The sequence below is a fragment of the Leifsonia sp. KNZ12-8B genome (assembly GCF_056755495.1).
This window is the reverse complement of sequence record NZ_JBPGXM010000023.1, coordinates 1-16,386: the sequence shown is the minus strand read 5'-3', so window position 1 is coordinate 16,386 and position 16,386 is coordinate 1. Positions and strand designations below refer to the sequence as shown.

The 16,386-nt window shown below is 70.8% G+C and carries 11 protein-coding genes; 2 read left to right on the top strand and 9 right to left on the bottom strand.

The features are described 5' to 3' along the window. From ACR9ZG_RS05750 to uidA, 3 genes are read right to left on the bottom strand one after another with little or no spacing between them, the layout of a single operon-like run. The gene (locus ACR9ZG_RS05750) at positions 1-1,374 is read right to left on the bottom strand and encodes an MFS transporter (RefSeq protein WP_481283867.1); all 1,374 of its coding nucleotides are present in this window, start codon (positions 1,372-1,374) and stop codon (positions 1-3) included. A 41-nt stretch (positions 1,375-1,415) separates the two neighbouring features. Beyond that, positions 1,416-2,654, bottom strand: coding sequence for a D-mannonate dehydratase ManD (gene manD, locus ACR9ZG_RS05745; protein ID WP_481283866.1), 1,239 nt, complete (start codon positions 2,652-2,654; stop codon positions 1,416-1,418). After that, a complete protein-coding gene (gene uidA, locus ACR9ZG_RS05740) occupies positions 2,651-4,465 on the bottom strand; it encodes a beta-glucuronidase (RefSeq protein ID WP_481283865.1) in 1,815 nt (604 codons plus the stop codon). Before uidA ends, manD begins: the two co-directional genes overlap by 4 nt. Positions 4,466-4,591: 126 nt before the next feature. Between uidA and ACR9ZG_RS05735 the strand changes: the two genes are divergently transcribed. Next, positions 4,592-7,255, top strand: a complete 2,664-nt coding sequence (locus ACR9ZG_RS05735) for a family 78 glycoside hydrolase catalytic domain (RefSeq protein WP_481283864.1) — start codon at positions 4,592-4,594, stop codon at positions 7,253-7,255. An 81-nt stretch (positions 7,256-7,336) separates the two neighbouring features. On the opposite strand, the gene ACR9ZG_RS05730 is transcribed toward ACR9ZG_RS05735, so the two are convergent. The 3 genes from ACR9ZG_RS05730 to uxaC are packed head-to-tail and all read right to left on the bottom strand — an operon-like array spanning position 7,337 to position 11,261. After that, positions 7,337-8,551, bottom strand: coding sequence for a glycoside hydrolase family 1 protein (locus ACR9ZG_RS05730; RefSeq protein ID WP_481283863.1), 1,215 nt, complete (start codon positions 8,549-8,551; stop codon positions 7,337-7,339). Further along, complete coding sequence (locus ACR9ZG_RS05725) at positions 8,548-9,870, bottom strand: mannitol dehydrogenase family protein (protein WP_481283862.1); 1,323 nt, start codon at positions 9,868-9,870, stop codon at positions 8,548-8,550. Before ACR9ZG_RS05725 ends, ACR9ZG_RS05730 begins: the two co-directional genes overlap by 4 nt. Next, on the bottom strand, positions 9,867-11,261 hold the full coding sequence (uxaC, locus tag ACR9ZG_RS05720) for a glucuronate isomerase (RefSeq protein WP_481283861.1): 1,395 nt from the start codon (positions 11,259-11,261) through the stop codon (positions 9,867-9,869). The genes ACR9ZG_RS05725 and uxaC overlap by 4 nt, the downstream gene beginning before the upstream one ends. 179 nt (positions 11,262-11,440) lie before the next feature. Here uxaC and ACR9ZG_RS05715 point away from each other — a divergent pair, with 179 nt between their 5' ends. Continuing rightward, the gene (locus ACR9ZG_RS05715; RefSeq protein ID WP_481283860.1) at positions 11,441-12,466 is read left to right on the top strand and encodes a LacI family DNA-binding transcriptional regulator; all 1,026 of its coding nucleotides are present in this window, start codon (positions 11,441-11,443) and stop codon (positions 12,464-12,466) included. A 25-nt stretch (positions 12,467-12,491) separates the two neighbouring features. Here the strand turns inward: ACR9ZG_RS05715 and ACR9ZG_RS05710 are convergent, their stop codons facing one another. The 3 genes from ACR9ZG_RS05710 to ACR9ZG_RS05700 are packed head-to-tail and all read right to left on the bottom strand — an operon-like array spanning position 12,492 to position 16,279. Then, a complete protein-coding gene (locus ACR9ZG_RS05710) occupies positions 12,492-14,531 on the bottom strand; it encodes a beta-galactosidase (RefSeq protein WP_481283859.1) in 2,040 nt (679 codons plus the stop codon). A 14-nt stretch (positions 14,532-14,545) separates the two neighbouring features. Next, entirely contained in the window at positions 14,546-15,454 is a 909-nt protein-coding gene (locus tag ACR9ZG_RS05705; RefSeq protein ID WP_481283858.1) for a carbohydrate ABC transporter permease, read from the bottom strand. 24 nt (positions 15,455-15,478) lie between these two features. Further along, entirely contained in the window at positions 15,479-16,279 is an 801-nt protein-coding gene (locus tag ACR9ZG_RS05700; protein ID WP_481283857.1) for a carbohydrate ABC transporter permease, read from the bottom strand. Positions 16,280-16,386 lie beyond the last annotated feature (107 nt).

Genomic DNA, 16,386 nt, shown 5'->3' with positions numbered 1-16,386 from the left:
TCAACGGACGCCCTTGACCTTGGTGAAGATGATCAGGCCGCCGATGAGGGCCAGGACGGCGCCGGCGAGGTACAGGCCGGTGTAGTTCTTGTCCGCGCCGACCGCGCCGATGGTGATGATCAGCGGCGCGATGAGCGGGGCCAGCGCGCTCGGGATCTTCTGCGCGAATGCGACGACGGCCAGGTAGCGTCCGGCCTCGGCGCGGTTCGGGAGGACGGCGAACACGATCGCCTGGTCGACGACGCTGAACGCCGCGATGGCGAGCTGCATGATGACCGAGCCGACGATCAGCGGCACGATCGACTGCGCGAACGCCTCGACGCAGGCGCCCGCGACGAAGAGCAGTGCGCCGATCAGGGTGAAGAGCTTGCGGCGTCCCAGCTTGTCCGAGAGGAATCCGCCGAGGATGGCCCCGCCGGTCGCCGCCAGCACGCCGATGATGCCGATGGCGGCGACGACGCCGGCCACCTCCACGACCGGGATGTGCAGGCGCTGGGCGTAGAAGAACGTGCCGAAAGTCGTGTTGAAGTACAGGCCCATGAAGAAGATGAAGCGACCGAGCCAGTTCCAGCCGAAGTCCGGGTGCTTGCGCGGATTGAAGACGTAGCTGCTGAGGAGCGCCTTCACCGTGACCGTGTCGTTGCGCACGATGTCGCGCGAGCTGCCCTCGCGCTTGATGAAGACGAAGGCGAGGATCAGGACCAGCCCGACGATGGCGGGGACGAGGAAGACGAGGAAGGTCGACTTCACCACCGCGTACGCGATGCCGATGCCGATCACCGGAGCGATCTGGGTGCTCACACCGGTGAGCGCGGACGCGCGGCCGCGCTGCTCCTCGGGCACCCGGTCGGCCAGCAGCGTCTGGATGCCCTGACCGGCCGTCGCCCAGCCCAGCAGCCCGACCACCCAGCCGACGCCGACCAGGAGCAGGCTCGGCGCGATCGCGATGAAGGCGACGGCGACGAGGCCGAGCAGGGCGCCTCCGACGATGAAGGGGGTGCGGCGACCGAACGGCGAACGCAGCCGGTCGCTCCACACTCCCAGCAGCGGGCTGAGGACCAGGTACACGAGCTGGGCGGTGCCGGTGACGTACCCCAGCACCTCCTCGTGCCCGGGCTCGAGCTGGGAGATGCGGACGGCGAGCGAGTACGACAGCGGCACCATCAGGGCGAGGCTCGCGCCGAAGTTCGCGACGGTGATCCAGAACAGGTAGCTGCCGCTCACCCGCTGCAGCGGAGGGGCGACGAGGTCCGGTCCGTTGAGCTCCTGGTTCTGCGGCCCCGCGGCGGGTCCGGCCGTCGGCGGGAGGACGGTCGCGGCCTCCACCCGCACCGCGCGGGAGGATTTGGTGTCGAGATTGCTGTACTTGCGCATGGATGTGACTCCTTCGTCAGTGATCGTGAGGCGTTGTGCTGCTACCAGTCGTGGACGGTGCCGTCCGCGAGCCGGTTGTAGGGCAGGTAGGCGCGGATGTACGGGTATCTCCCGGCCTCGTCGACGTCGAGCTCGACGCCGAGGCCCGGCTGGTCGCCGGGGTGGAGGAAGCCGTCCTGCCACGTGAAGGACTGCTGGAAGACCGCGTCGGTCTTCTCGCCGTGCTTCATGTACTCCTGGATGCCGAAGTTGTGGATCGCCAGCCCCAGGTGCATCGCCGCCGCCATGCCGACCGGGGAGATGTCGGTCGGGCCGTGCATGCCGGACTTGATCTGGTACTGGGAGGCGTAGTCGAGCACCTTCTTGAGGTGCGTGATGCCGCCGGTGTGGGTGACCGCCGAGCGGACGTAGTCGATGAGCTGCTCGCGGACGATCTGCTGGTAGTCCCAGACGGTGTTGAAGATCTCGCCGATCGCGAGCGGCGTCGTGGTGTGCTGCCGCACGAGGCGCAGCGCCTCCTGGTTCTCGGCCGGGGTGCAGTCCTCCAGCCAGAACAGGTCGTACGGCTCCAGCGACTTCCCGAGCTTCGCCGCCTGGATGGGCGTCATGCGGTGGTGGCCGTCGTGCAGCAGCGGCAGCTCCGGGCCGAACTCGGTGCGCACGGCCTCGAACACCGTCGGGATGTGGCGCAGGTAGGACCGGGTGTCCCAGTCCTCCTCGTTCGGGAGGCCGCCGCGCTGCGCCGGCTCGTGGTCGTAGCGGACGCCGTTGTTGGCCTCGTAGGTGGCGTTCGACGCGATGCCGTAGATCGACTTCAGCCCGGGGACGGCCGACTGGATGCGGATCGCCTTGTATCCCTGCTCCAGGTGGTCGCGCACGCTGTCGAACAGCTCGGGCAGGTCGCGGCCGGAGGCGTGCCCGTAGGCGAGCAGGCCGTTGCGGGAGGCGCCGCCGAGCAGCTGGTACACGGGCATCCCGGCCGCCTTGCCCTTGATGTCCCACAGGGCCATGTCCACCGACGCGATGGCCGCCATCGTCACCGGCCCGCGGCGCCAGTACGCGCTGCGGTACAGGAACTGCCAGGTGTCCTCGATCCGCGACGCGTCCCGGCCGATCAGCAGCGGGACGACGTGCTCGGCGAGGTACGCGACGACCGCCTGCTCGCGTCCGTTCAGCGTGGCGTCGCCGAGCCCGGTGAGACCGTCGTCGGTCGTGAGCTTGAGCGTGACGAAGTTCCGGTCGGGGCTCGTGACGATGACCTCGGCCTTGTCGATGATCACTGCTGGTCCTCCTTCTCGGCGGCGCCCGGCTTGCTCCCGTCGAGTCCGCGCCACCGTTTCCTCAGCGAGAACGCGGCGCCCTTGGGCTTGCGGTCGCGGGTGAAGACGCCCTTCTTGTTGCCGTCGACCCGATGGATGCCGGGCCCGGTCATGAAATCGGCGAAGTTCCAGATGTGCTCGCCGACGAACTCGGGGATGCGGTCGAACACCCGGTGATAGGTCGCGAGCAGATCGGTCTGGTACTCCTCCGTCCACGGCATGTCCCACACCGAGTGGAGGCCCGGCTGCGTGTCGGCGCCGTACTCGGACATCATGATCGGCTTCCCGAACCGCTGCACCCAGCCGCGCAGCTCCTGCTCGAGCACCGACTCGGCCGTGGCGAGGTCGCCGGTGAAGACGTACCAGCCGTAGTACCGGTTGATCGAGAGGACGTCGAAGAGGTCGGCGATCGTGTCGTTCGTCGGGTTCGCGAACATCACGGCGGCGTACGTGACCGGCCGCGTGGGGTCGAGCTCCCTCGTCAGCTGCACCAGCGGCTCGAAGTACCCGCGCGCGCCCTCCTCGTTGGAGGCCGGCTCGTTGGCGATGCTCCACATGACGACCGACGGGTGGTTCTTGTCCCGCGCGATCAGCTCGCGCAGGTGCTGGGCGTGGACGTTCTTGGTCTCGCCGCCGAAGTTCTCCTCGGCGAAGGTCGGTGTGGGTGGGATGCCGGTCAGGCCGCCTTGGACGCCCAGGTTGAGACCGACCGCGGCCGTCTCGTCGACGACGACGATCCCGTGCCGGTCGGCGAAGTCGAGCACCTCCTCGGCGTACGGGTAATGACTGGTGCGGAACGAGTTCGCGCCGGTCCACTCCAGCAGCTGGAAGTCGTGGACGAGGTACGCGTCGTCGTGGCCCTTGCCGCGTACCGGGGTGTCCTCGTGCTTGCCGAACCCGGTGAAGTAGAACGGCTCGCCGTTGATCAGGAACGCGGTGCCCCGCACCTCCACGGTCCGCACACCGAACGGGAGGGTGTAGCTGTCCACGACGTCGCCGTCGGCCGTCAGCTCCACGACGAGGTCGTACAGGTAGCCGGCGCCGGGCCGCCACAGCGTCACGTCGGTGATGCGGAGCACGCCCTGCTCGCCTTCGCCCGTCGCCACAGTGGCGCCGGCCTCGTCCACGACCCGGACGCGCGTCCGGACACCCGGCTCGCCCGCCGCGCGGACGGTGTAGTCGACCACTCCGTCGACGCCCTCGATACCGGTCGTCACCGTGATGTCGTCGACATACGACAGCGGGGTGCTGGACAGCTTCACCGACCGCGCGATGCCCGCGTAGTTGTAGAAGTCGTGGAGGTAGGACTGGCGCTCCCGGCCGTCGGGACCGGTGGTCACGGTGCCGGGCGGGATGGTGATGTTCGTCAACCGGTTGTCGACCGCGACGGTGAGGCGGAACTCCTCGCCGGCGAGGACGACGCCGGTCACGTCGGCCTCGAACGGCGTGTAGCCGCCGACGTGCTCGGCGACGAGCTCGTCGCCGACGTAGACCCGCGCCGCGTGGGTGACGGAGCCGAACCGCAGCACGATGCGCTCTCCGGACCAGCCGCGCGGGACGCGCACGTCGCGCTGGTACCAGACGACGCCGACGTGTTCGCGGATCGCGGGGTCGACGAACAGGTCGTTGTAGCTGGCAGGCACGGGGGCCTCGAGTGCCGTGTCGAGCCGGCTCGTCCATGGCCGGTCTCCGGCGGTGGTGTCGAGGGCGAAACGCCACAGACCGTCGAGGGTCACGACGTCGCGGGTGGGGGTGGTTCGGGTGCTGAGCATGCTTCTCCTACGCGGCACTGCGGGGTTCAGTGGACCAAGTACACCAGCTTTTGCGAATTTAGGCAAGCGATTGCCATACTGGTCTCCACGACCTGCTCGCAATGCGTACTGGAGGCGATGACGCCGATGACCGAAACCGTCCCGACCTGGCTGCGAATCGACGCGGGAGGCGATCAGTTCGCCGTTTCGGGCCCCACGCCCCGCCTCTCCTGGCTCCCGGCCCTCGACACCGCCGACGGCTACGAACTGGAGGCGACCATCGACGATGGCGCTTCCGAGCGCACCTCCGAGCCTCAGCATGCGACCGTACCCGGCCATCGACTGAACGCCTGGCCCTGGCGACCGCTGCGCAGCGGCGAGCGGGTGCGCTGGCGCGTCCGTGCCGTCGGCGGCGCCTGGAGCGAGGAGCATTCGTTCGAGACCGGTCTGCTCGACGCGGACTGGACGTCGGAGTGGATCTCGCCGGTCCTGAGCGAGGCGTCGCGCGCCGCGGTCTTCGGCAAGCGACCGGGCCACAGCCTCCGCCGCACGTTCTCCCTCGACCGCCCGATCCGTCGCGCGCGGCTGTACGCGACGGCGCTCGGCGTGTACGAGGCGTTCGTCAACGGCGAGCGGGTCGGCACCGCCGAGCTCTCCCCCGGCACCACCTCCTACGACAGGACCGTGTACGCGCAGGCAGCGGATGTCGCGGGCGCGCTCGCGGCGGGCGACAACATCCTGGAGATCGCACTGACGGACGGCTGGTATCAGGGCCAGGTCGGTGCCTTCCACGCCCGCGCGGCGTGGACGGACGGCGACGATGTCGCGATCCGGGCCGAGCTGCACGTGACGTTCGAGGACGACTCCTCCGAGGTGATCCGCACCGACGGCTCCTGGACGAGCCGGACCTCGCCGATCGTCCGGGCGGGGCTCATGGATGGCCAGGCGACCGACTTCACCGTCGAGCCCGTGGAGCTCGGCACGGCTCGCGTCGGAGTCGTGTCGGGGCCGCCGGTGTCGTGGTCCCCCGCGCCGCCGGTCCGGCGCGTCGAGGAGCGCGCCCCCGTGAGCCTCCGATTGCTGGACTCGGGCGACTGGATCGCGGACTTCGGCCAGAACGCATCCGGCTGGCTCCGGCTCACCGATCTCGGCCCGCGCGGCTCCCGCACGGTGATCGAGCACGGCGAGCACCTCGACCCGGCCGGCGATCTCGACATGTCGCACCTCGACTCCGAGCGCGAGGGCGACGGCCTGGTGGTGCTCGACCAGCGGGACGAGGTCGTCTCGGACGGCACGCCCGGCACGGTCTTCGAACCGCGGCACACGGTGCACGGCTTCCAGTACGCGCGCATCCGGCGCGGCGGTCTCCCGCTCACGCCGGATGCGGTGCGCATGCAGGTCGTCAACACCGACCTCGCGCCCGCGGGATCGTTCCGGTGCAGCTCCGACGACCTGAACCGGCTGTACGAGGTCGCCGACTGGAGCTTCCGCGGCAACGCCGTCGACATCCCCACCGACTGCCCGCAGCGCGAGCGGCTCGGCTGGACCGGCGACTACCAGGTCTTCGCCTCGACGGCCGTCCGGCTGTTCGACGTGCACGGCTTCACCCGCAAGTGGCTGCAGTCGGTGCGCGACGACCAGCTCGATGACGGCCGGATCGCGAACTTCTCGCCGGACGGCCGTCAGGTCAAGCACCACCCGGAGCTCCAGGTGGCGCAGATGACCGGCTCGGCGGGATGGGGCGATGCGATCGTGCACGTGCCCTGGGTGCTGTACGAGACGTACGGCGACGCCGACGAGCTCGCCGCGAACTGGGAGGCGATGGTCCGCTGGGTGGAGTGGGCGCTCGGCACCGCACGAACGCGCCGCCACCCGTCGCGCATCGCCCGATCGGCCGAGCCGCTCCCGCACGAGGAGTACCTCTGGGACGGCTCCTTCCACTGGGGCGAGTGGTGCGAGCCCAAGGAGCGCGCGGAGGACGGCAGCCTCGTCGACCCGCTGCAGGAGAACCCGATGGCGTGGTTCATGGCGGACAAGGGGGAGGTCGGCACGGCCTACCTCTACCGCTCCACCTCCACGCTCGCCCGCATCGCCGCCGTCCTCGGCCGCGCGGACGACGCGGCCAGGTACTCGGCCGTCGCCGAGAGCGTCCGCGATGCCTGGCGCACGGAGTTCCTGCGCGAGGACGGCCGCACCGCCACGGACACGCAGGCCGCCTACGTGCGGGCGCTGAGCTTCGGGCTCCTGCCCGACGACCAGCGCGGCGCTGCCGCCGACCGGCTCGTCGAGCTCATCCGCCGGGCGGGCACGCACCTCGGAACCGGCTTCCTCTCGACGGCGGACCTGCTTCCGACGCTCGCCGACACCGGGCACGCCGGCGTCGCCTACGAGCTGCTCCTCCAGCGCACCTCTCCGTCCTGGCTCGGGATGCTCGACCGCGGCGCGACGACCGTCTGGGAGGACTGGGACGGCGTGGACGAGGCGGGCCGCGCCTTCGCCTCGCTCAATCACTACTCGAAGGGCGCTGTCGTGCGGTTCCTGCACACGCACCTGCTCGGCCTGGACCAGGCTCCGGGATCGGCCGCGTGGGAGTCGTTCGTGCTGCGCCCGGTGCCGGGCGGTGACGTGACCTGGGCCGAGGGCTCGTACGTCACCCCGCAGGGCACCGTCCAGGCCGCGTGGCGGATCGAGGGCGGCACGATCACCGTCTCCGGGACGGTGCCGGCGGCCACCAGCGGCACCGTCGTCCTCCCGGATGGGACGACGACCGCGGTGGGACCGGGCCCGTTCCTGCTGTCCGGCCGCGTCTGACGGGCGGGGACGAACGATCGAGCGCCCGGCGGCATGGCCGCCGGGCGCTCCTTCACGTGCGGGACAGGATGCCGCCTTCGCTCAGGCCTCTGCCCGTCCGTTGCGGCGGGCGACCTCTCCCAGCCAGCCGAGGCTCGGCTTCGGCGAGCGCACGAAGGTCTCGCGGTCGACGGCGATGAGGCCGAACGTCGGCTCCCAGTGGCCCCACTCGTAGTTGTCGAGGAGGCTCCAGTGCAGGTAGCCGCGCACGTCGACGCCGTCGGCGATGGCGAGGTCCAGGTGACGGAGCGCCTCGTCGGTGTACGCGATGCGCCGGGCGTCGTCGTGGGTGGCGATGCCGTTCTCGGTGACCACGATCGGGACGCCGCCGGTGACCTCGGCCGTGTGCCGCACCGCGATGCCGAGCGCGTCCGGCCGGTATGCGGTTCCGACGAGGGTGTTGTCCGGGCTGTCGGGGTGGGGCTCGATGCCGTCGGCGTTCACCCACTGCGCCGAGTACGACTGCACGCCGACGAAGTCGTCGCCGCGGGAGCCCTCGAGGTAGAGGTCCTCCCAGATGTACTCGAGCTCGCGCCGCTTCTCCTCGCCGCCCAGCCGGGTCTCGAACGCGCGGTTGGCGACGGTCCAGCCGACCTTGGCGCCGGTGCGCTCGCGCACCAGGTCGCGGACCGCGTGGTGCGCCTCCACGAAGATGCGGCCGATCTCGGGGCTCGGCGCGGGCAGCGCGGGGCGTGGTCCGTCCGTGTCCACGGTCGGACTCTGCCACTCCTCGCCGCTGGACTGCGCCTGCTGCATCATCGCGGCCATGCCGGTCATCATCGCCAGCATGTTGGGCTCGTTCATGGTGGCGACCCACTCCACGCCGTCGAGGATGGTCGTGGCCGTGTCGACGTAGGCACGGAACCGGTCGATCGCGTCGGGCGCCATCCAGCCTCCGCGCTCGGCGAACCAGCGCGGATTGGTGAAGTGGTGCAGAGTGACGAACGGCGTCAGGCCCAGCTCGACCGCGGTGTCGATCATGCGGCGGTAGTGGGCCAGCTCGGCACGCGACACCATGCCGGGCTCCGGCTCGATGCGCGCCCATTCGATCCCGAACCGGTAGGCGTTGTAGCCGGCGTCGGCGAGGAGCTGCATGTCCTCGCGGTAGCGGTGGTAGCTGTCGCAAGCGTCGCCGCTGCGCTCCATGCCGGGGATCCTGGACTCGTTGGCCCAGAAGTCGCTGTTGAGGTTGTTGCCCTCGATCTGGTGCGGCGCGGTCGAGGCGCCCCACAGGAATCCGTCGGGGAAGGTGCTCATCGGGCGAGTCCTGCTTTCTCGTGAAGGGTGTCTGCGGCGATCGCCGCGTGCGCGGCCGCCACGGCGGCCAAGAAGGGAGCGTCGTCCGCGAGCTCGGACGAGAGCTCGCGGGCGCCGACGGCCGGGTCTGCGCCCGCGCGCTCGGCGAGCAGCCATGCGGCGATGGCGGTCGCGCATCCCGCAGCGGACCGACCGGCGGCCCGCTCGGCCAGCGCAACGGGCACGACGCGCAGGCGCAGCTTGGTGAGCGACCCCTCGGCGATCTGCGCGAGGCGGTGGACGATGCGCGGGTTGGCGAACCGCTGGGCGAGCGCGACGCGGTACTCCACGGTCTCGACGTCGGGCAGCTGGGCGGCGGCCTCGTCCCACAGCCGTTCGACCTGCGCTCGGCAGATCGGATCGGCGAAGGCCGCGGCGACGGTCTCGTGGCCGCGCAAGCGCCCGGCCGACGCCAGCAGCGTGTGGGCACCGTTCAGCATCCACAGCTTGCGCGCCTCCCACGGGCGGATGTCACGGACGAACCGCGCCCCGGCGGCCTCCCAGCGCGGGCGCCCCGCGGGGAAGTCCCCGGAGAGCACCCAGTCCGCGAACGGCTCGGCGATCACGGGGGCGGCGTCGTGCCATCCGGTGGCCTCGGCCACGCGCCGGACATCGTCCGGCTCCAGCCGCGGGGTGATCCGGTCGACCGAGGTGGAGACGAAGGATGTTCCACGCGGCACCCACGCGGCCAGCGCCGGCGAGACGAGGGCGGCCAGCTCGGTGAGCGTGCGGCGCGCGACCTCGCCGTTGTCGGGCAGATTGTCGCAGGGCACGACGGCGATCGGCCCGGCCCCGCGGCGCCGGCGCTCCTCCAGCGCGAGCAGGATGCGGGCGGGAGCGGTGCGGAGGGCCGGAAGCGCGGCGGACGGCGCCCACGACCAGGCGCGCAGATCCTCGACATCCGCGACGATCTCCGGGTCGTCGCGGTCCAGGCCGCCGGAGGCGGAGAGGCGGTACCCGGCCTCCGTGATCGTCAGTGTGAGCACCGCGACGTCGGACGCCGCCACAGTTTGCACGAAGTCGGCGAGGTCGTCGCCGGGCACGGCCTTCACGATGCTCCGGATGCGCTCGTAGGCGTCCGCCGCGGGACCCCGCTCCACGAGGGTGTAGACGCAGTCCTGCGCGTCCAGCACGATGGCGGCATCGGGACGCCGGCCGGTGTAAGCGGCGATCCCCCACTGTTCGGCGTCGGCGGCATGGGCGGTGTACCAGGCCTGGTGCGAGCGGTGGAAGGCTCCGAGCCCGAGGTGGACGATCCGGACGGGCGGTCGCGCGCTCACAGCTTGAACACCCGTCTCGGCTGCGGTCCTACGATGTCGTCCGCGATCCGCTCGGCCATCGCCAGCGTGATCCTCCCTTCGACCACATACCGGGCGAGGAAGGCCGCGTCGGCCCGGCGCGCGGTGTCGTGGCGGACGGGGATCGACAGGAAGGCGCGCGTGTCGTCGATGAAGCCGGAGCCGCGGAAGAAGCCGGCTGTCTCCGTGACTGCCGAGCGGAACCGGCTGATCGCATCCGGCGCATCCAGGAACCACCACGGCGCCCCGATGAACACGCTCGGATAGAACCCGGCCAGCGGGGCGATCTCACGGGAGTACACGGTCTCGTCGACCGCGAACAGCACCAGATGGAATCCCGGCGCGTCGCCGAACCGCTCGAGGAGCGGCCGCAGCCCGGTGACGAAGTCGGTGCGCACGGGGATGTCATGGCCGGTATCGGCGCCGTACCGTTCGAACGTCGCCGTGTGGTGGTTGCGCAGCACGCCGGCGTGGATGGTCATGACGAGGCCGTCCTCCACGCTCATCCTCGCCATCTGGAGGAGCATGTGTGCGCGGAACAGCGCGGCGTCCTCCGGGGACCCTTCACCGAGCAGCACCCGCTGGAAGAGGCGCTCGGCCTCGGCGCGGGCGAGGTCGGCCGTCAGCGGTTCCTGCACGCCGTGATCCGCGGAGACGGCGCCGTGCTCGATGAAGTACCGCCGGCGGGATTCGAGTGCCGCCAGATAGCCGGCGAAGGTCGCCGGGCTCCCGGTCGCCTCCAGCAGCCGTTGCACGTTCTCGCGGAAGCCGACGGCGGCGGGATCGAGGTAGCTGTCGGGCCGGAAGGTCGGCACCACCCTGCCGCGCAGACCGGCGGAGCGGAGCGCGTCGTGCTGGGCGAGGTCGTCGAGCGGGTCGTCGGTGGTGGCGAGCACCTCGATGCCGAAGCGGTCGAAGAGGGCGCGCGGCCGGAAGGCGGGCTCGGCCAGACGCTCCGCGATGCGGTCGTAGACGGCGTCGGCCGTGGCGGGGAGCAGCGGCTCCTGCACGTCGAGCACCTGCATCAGCTCCTCCTCCAGCCAGTAGCCGGAGGCCGTCCCCGCGAAGAGGTGCCAGTGCTCCGCGAGCAGCCGCCACACCTCGCGCGGATCCGCGGGCCGGCCGACGCCCAGCCGGCCGAGGTCGACTCCCGCGGCATGCAGCAGCCGGGTGACGTAGTGGTCGTGGCTGACGAGCAGGTCGGCGGGATCGGTGAAGGCCGCGTCGGTCGCCAGCCATTCGATCGGCACATGGCCGTGCGGTGACACGATCGGGGCCTCTGCCACGCGGAGGTAGAGGCTGCGCGCGATGTCCCGGGTGGACGGATCGGCGGGCAGGAGGCGATCGGGGTCGCGGCGTCGCGGCTGAAGCATGTCCCTATTCCAGCGTCCGCGGCATTATTTGTCAACCGATTGCCGAGTGATGCTCCCCTCCAGAGATGATCGCGCGGTCCCGCATGTTTTGGCAGATCGTGCCACCAATCCCGAACCGGCTTCCGATAGGATGTGCCAACCGTTTGCCGAGCAGGCGACGCGCGACCGGAAGGATGCGGATGAGCGAATCGGAGACGCTGGCCTCCCCTCGCCCCGGGGCGCGGAAGCCGCCGGCGACGATCTACGACGTGGCGAAGGCCACCGGCGTCAGCCCGTCGACGGTGTCGCGCGCGCTGAACAAGCCCGGCCGGCTGAAGGAGGCCACGGAGCGCCGCATCCGCGAGGCCGCGGACGAGCTCGGCTACCGCATCAACCCGATGGCTCGCGCACTGCCGACCGGCAAGACCGGCACCATCGCGCTCCTCGTGTCGGACATCACCAACCCCGTCTACTTCGACCTGGTCCGCGGTGCGGAGCGCGTCGCCTCCGAGAACGGGCTCACCCTGGTCTTCGCGGAGTCGCAGGAGTCGGCAGAGGTCGAGCAGTCGATCGCCGAGCGGCTGCAGACCTCGGTCGACGGCCTCCTGCTCGTGGCCTCGCGACTGGACGACGACGGCATCCGCCACCTCGCCGCAGCGAAGCCCCTGGTCGTCGCGAACCGCCGTGTGCCGGAGGTGCCCGCCGTCGTACCCGAGCTGCGCCCCGGGATCGCCGCCGCGCTCGACGCCCTTCAGGAGCGCGGCCACCGCCGCATCGCCTACCTCGCCGGCCCGGAGGCGTCGTGGATCAACCACGAGCGCTGGCAGACGCTCTTCGAGCTCGCGATCGCACGGGGCATGTCGATCGTCGAGATCCCGTCCACCGCGCCGACGCGCGAGGGGGGCGCCGAGGCCGTCGACCGCGTGCTCGCGGCCGACGTCTCCGCCGTCCTCGCCTACAACGACCTGCTCGCCCTCGGCCTGCTGCGGGCCGGCCGCGTGCGCGGACTGGACCTCCCCGCCGCCCTCAGCATCGTCGGCTTCGACGACATCTTCGGCGCCGACCTGCCCACCCCCGCGCTGAGCACGATCAAGAGCCCGCTGGCGCAGCTGGGCGGCCGGGCCATCCGGCGCCTGCTCGCCGAGATCGACGGGAAGGACGACGACGACACTCTGCCGCTGGAGACCACCTTCGTCAGCCGGGAGTCGGTGGCCGACCTGCGCTGAGCCGGCAGACCGACGGCGAGGATGGTCAGACGCGAGCCAGGACGACGCCGTTCGGTTCGATCACCCGGCCCCGCACATCCTCCCCGGTCAGGACATCCGCACCGTCGAGGTCGAGCACGACCGGCTCGATCCCGTGATTGATGACGATGTCGACGTCGCCGCGGCGCACCACCTCGACCAGCCCCGCGGAACGGCCGACGGTCACGCGACGCGTGCCGACGCCGGCCTCCTCGAGCAGCCGCTCCACCAGCTCGCCGACCGCGACCCGGTCGAGGCGGGTGCCGAGATACCAGCCTGCCCCGCGGCCCACCGCCTTGCGCGTGAGCGCCGGCCAGCCGGCGAGATCGCCCTCGGCGAAGGTCGCGACGACCTCGGCGTCCCGCACGCGCACGGCGTCCTGCCACTCCGCTGCGGCGGTCCCCCCTCCTGAGAACGGCCCGCCGTTCACTCGGACGGTCCGCGCCGCCGCCGACATCGCGGCGACGGGGATGGCCCCCGGCCGCTGCTGCGCGCCCGCAAGCGGCGTGAACTCCTCGATCCAGACGCCCAGCGTCTCCTGAAGCCGCCCCAGGTACCCGCCGAGCCGCACGTGGAGGCGCTCGTCGACGATGGCCGTCTGGTCGGTCACGAGCACGGTCGCCCCGGCGCGCGCCGCAGCATCGATCCGGACGAGCTGCTCATCCGTGGCGACGTACAGGCTGGGGACGATCACCAGCGGATACCCCGTCAGGTCCTCGTCGGCACGAACGATGTCGACGACGACGCCGACATCGGTGAGTGCTCCGTGCCAGCGGGACACGAGCGGAAGATACTCCGTCCGGGCGGGGAGGCCGCGCTGCTCGATCGCCCACCAGCTGTCCCAGTCCAGGACGATCGCCGCCTGTGCCGGGGTCCGCGAGCCCATCAGCGGGGCCAGCTCCCTCAGCTCCGCGCCGAGCGCCGTGACCTCGCGCCAGACGCGCGTGTCCGTCCCGCCGTGCGGCAGCATCGCCGAGTGGAAGCGCTCGGCGCCGACCGCCGATTGCCGCCATTGGAAGAACAAGATCGCGTCCGCTCCGCGGGCGAACGCCTGGTACGAGAGCGCGCGCATCTGGCCGGGCCGCTTGGGGGCGTTCGCCTCGCGGAAGTTGACCGCGCTCGTGGCCTGCTCCATCAGCATCCAGGGCCGTCCCCCGCCGAGCGAGCGCATGAGGTCGCGGGACAGCGCCGCGCCACGAGCCGCATCCGCGTCCGCCGGGTCGGGATAGAGGTCGTCGGCGATCACGTCGAGGTGGGGTGCCCAGCTCCAGTAGTCGAGGTGGCGGAAGGTGCCCATGAAGTTCGTCGTCACGGGGACGGCCGCGGTGATCTCGCGCAGGACGGCCTTCTCGGCCAGGAAGCACGCCAGCAGCTCATCGGAGCTGAACCGGTCGAAGTCGAGCAGCTGCCCCGGGTTGCCGAGGGCGGGGGTCGCACGCGGGGGCAGGATCTCGTCGAAGGTGCCGTAGTGCTGCGACCAGAACGCGGTGCCCCACGCCTCGTTGAGCGCGTCGATCGACCCGTACTTCGCCTCGAGCCAGCGGCGGAAGGCGGCGGCGCTCGCGTCGCAGTAGCAGCGGGCGACGTGGCAGCCGAACTCGTTGTTGATGTGCCAGAGCTGCAGCGCGGGGTGCTCGCCGTAGCGCTCCGCCAGGACGCGGACGAGCCGCACGGCGGCGGCCCGGTACTCCGGCGAGCTCGGGCAGTACTCCTGGCGGGAGCCCGGAGAGAGCCGCACGCCCTCCGCGGTCACCGGGAGCGACGCTGGATGGGCCCGTGAGAACCACGGCGGCGGGGAGGCCGTCGCCGTGGCGAGGTCCACCTTCACTCCGCCGGCGTGGAGCGTGTCCAGGACGCGGTCGAGCCACCCGAAGTCGTACTCCCCCTCGCGCGGCTCCAGCAGCGCCCACGAGAAGACGCCGACTGTGGCGAGGGTGACCCCCGCCTCCCGCATCAGCCGGACGTCCTCCTCCCAGGTCTCCTCCGGCCACTGCTCGGGGTTGTAGTCGCCGCCGAACCAGGGGCTCGCGCCGAAGGGCGACCGCATCCGCGCCTCCTCGCTCACTTGATCGCGCCCGCCCCGATGCCGTTGACGATGTGACGCTGTGCGAGCAGGTAGAAGACGATGATCGGCACGATCGAGATGGCCGTCGCCGCGAGCAGGACCTGCTGCTGCGGCGTCTCGGCGGACACGAAACTCGTCAAGCCCCGCTGCACCGGCATCAGCGTGTTGTCGTCGAACAGCACGAGCGCCATCAAGTACTCGTTCCAGGCGGCCAGGCCCTGGATGACCGCGACCGCGGCGAGGCCGGGACGGGCCAGCGGCAGGATGACGCTCCAGAAGATGCGCAGCGGCGAGGCTCCGTCGATCGCGGCGGCCTCCTCCAGATCGCGCGGCTGGTTGGCGAAGAAGCTGCGCATGATCAGCGTCGCCATCGGCACGCCGGCGGTGATGAGGATGAGGATGTACCCGAGCCGCGAGTTGGTGAGGTTCAGGTTGATCAGCAGCCGGTACTGCGCGAGGAACATCGCCGGCGCCGGGATGATCATCACGGCCAGGATCACGAACGTGAAGACGCTCTTGCCCCAGAACTGCAGCCGGGCGAGCGCATAACCGGCCATGCTCGACACGATGAGGATGCCGACGATGGCACAACCGGTGTAGATGACGCTGTTCATCAGGTACAGACCGAGGTCGCCCTGCACCCAGGCGGTGACGAAGTTGCCCCACTGCGGATTCAATGGCAGGAGCGAGCCGCCGCGCAGCACCTCGTCGAGCGTCTGCAGGGAGCCGGAGAGCATCCACAGCACCGGGAAGAGCGCCAGGACCGCCGCGACGACGAGCAGGCCGTAGAGCCCGACCTGGTCGGCGCGTACGCGACGTCGACGACGGGAGGGGGCGGGTATGGACCCTCCGCTCGGGCCCGCCGCCGGGGTGGTGATGCGCTGCTGTTCGAGGGGGATTACCATCTCAGGTCGACTTTCCTTGTCTCGTCACGCCCGGGATCGGCGCGCGGAGATTCCGAGCTGGATCAGCGAGAGCAGCACGAGCGCTCCGCCGAAGAGCACCGACATCGCGGCGGCCGATCCGTACCGGTGGTTGGTGAACGCCTCCGCGTAGATCTGCAGCGTCGGCACGGCTGTGTGATAGCCGGGCCCGCCGTTGGTCAGCACCTGCACGGTGCCGAAGACCTGCAGCGCTGCGAGCAGCGTGAGCAGGCTGACGATCGCGGTGACGGGGGCGAGGTGCGGCCACGTGATGTACCGGAACTGCGCCCAGCCGCGTGCCCCGTCGAGGCTCGCCGCCTCGTACAACTCCTTCGGGATGTCCTGCAGCCCGGCGAGGAACAGCAGGAAGCCGAAGCCCCAGTGGAACCAGATGAACACGGCGACGACGCTCGGCAGCGCCAGGCTCGGGTCGCCGAGCCAGTTCTGCTGCAGCGACCCGAGCCCGACCCACTCCAGCATCCGGTTGATGATTCCCGAGCGCGGGTCGAGCAGCGACGAGAAGATCATCCCGACGACCACGACGGAGAGCACGCCGGGGAGATAGAACGCGGTGCGGAAGAAGGTGCGGCCCCTCGCGATGCGGTTCACCGCCAGAGCCATCGCCAGCGAGAGCCCGTTGCCCACGAAGAAGCCGACGACGCCGAAGACGAGCACGTTGCCCATCGAGGTCCAGAAGGCGGCGTCCTTGAAGACGAAGTCGTAGTTGTCCAGCCCGACGAACGGCGTGTCCGGGCTGACCCCGTCCCACGACTGGAAGCTGAGCAGGATCGCCTGGCCGAACGGCACGATCGTGAAGACCCCGATCAGGGCGATCGCCGGGGCGAGGAAGAGCAGTCCGACGAGGTTGCGCCGGAGGCCGCACCACCGGGGCCACGATGGGCTGAGACGTCATT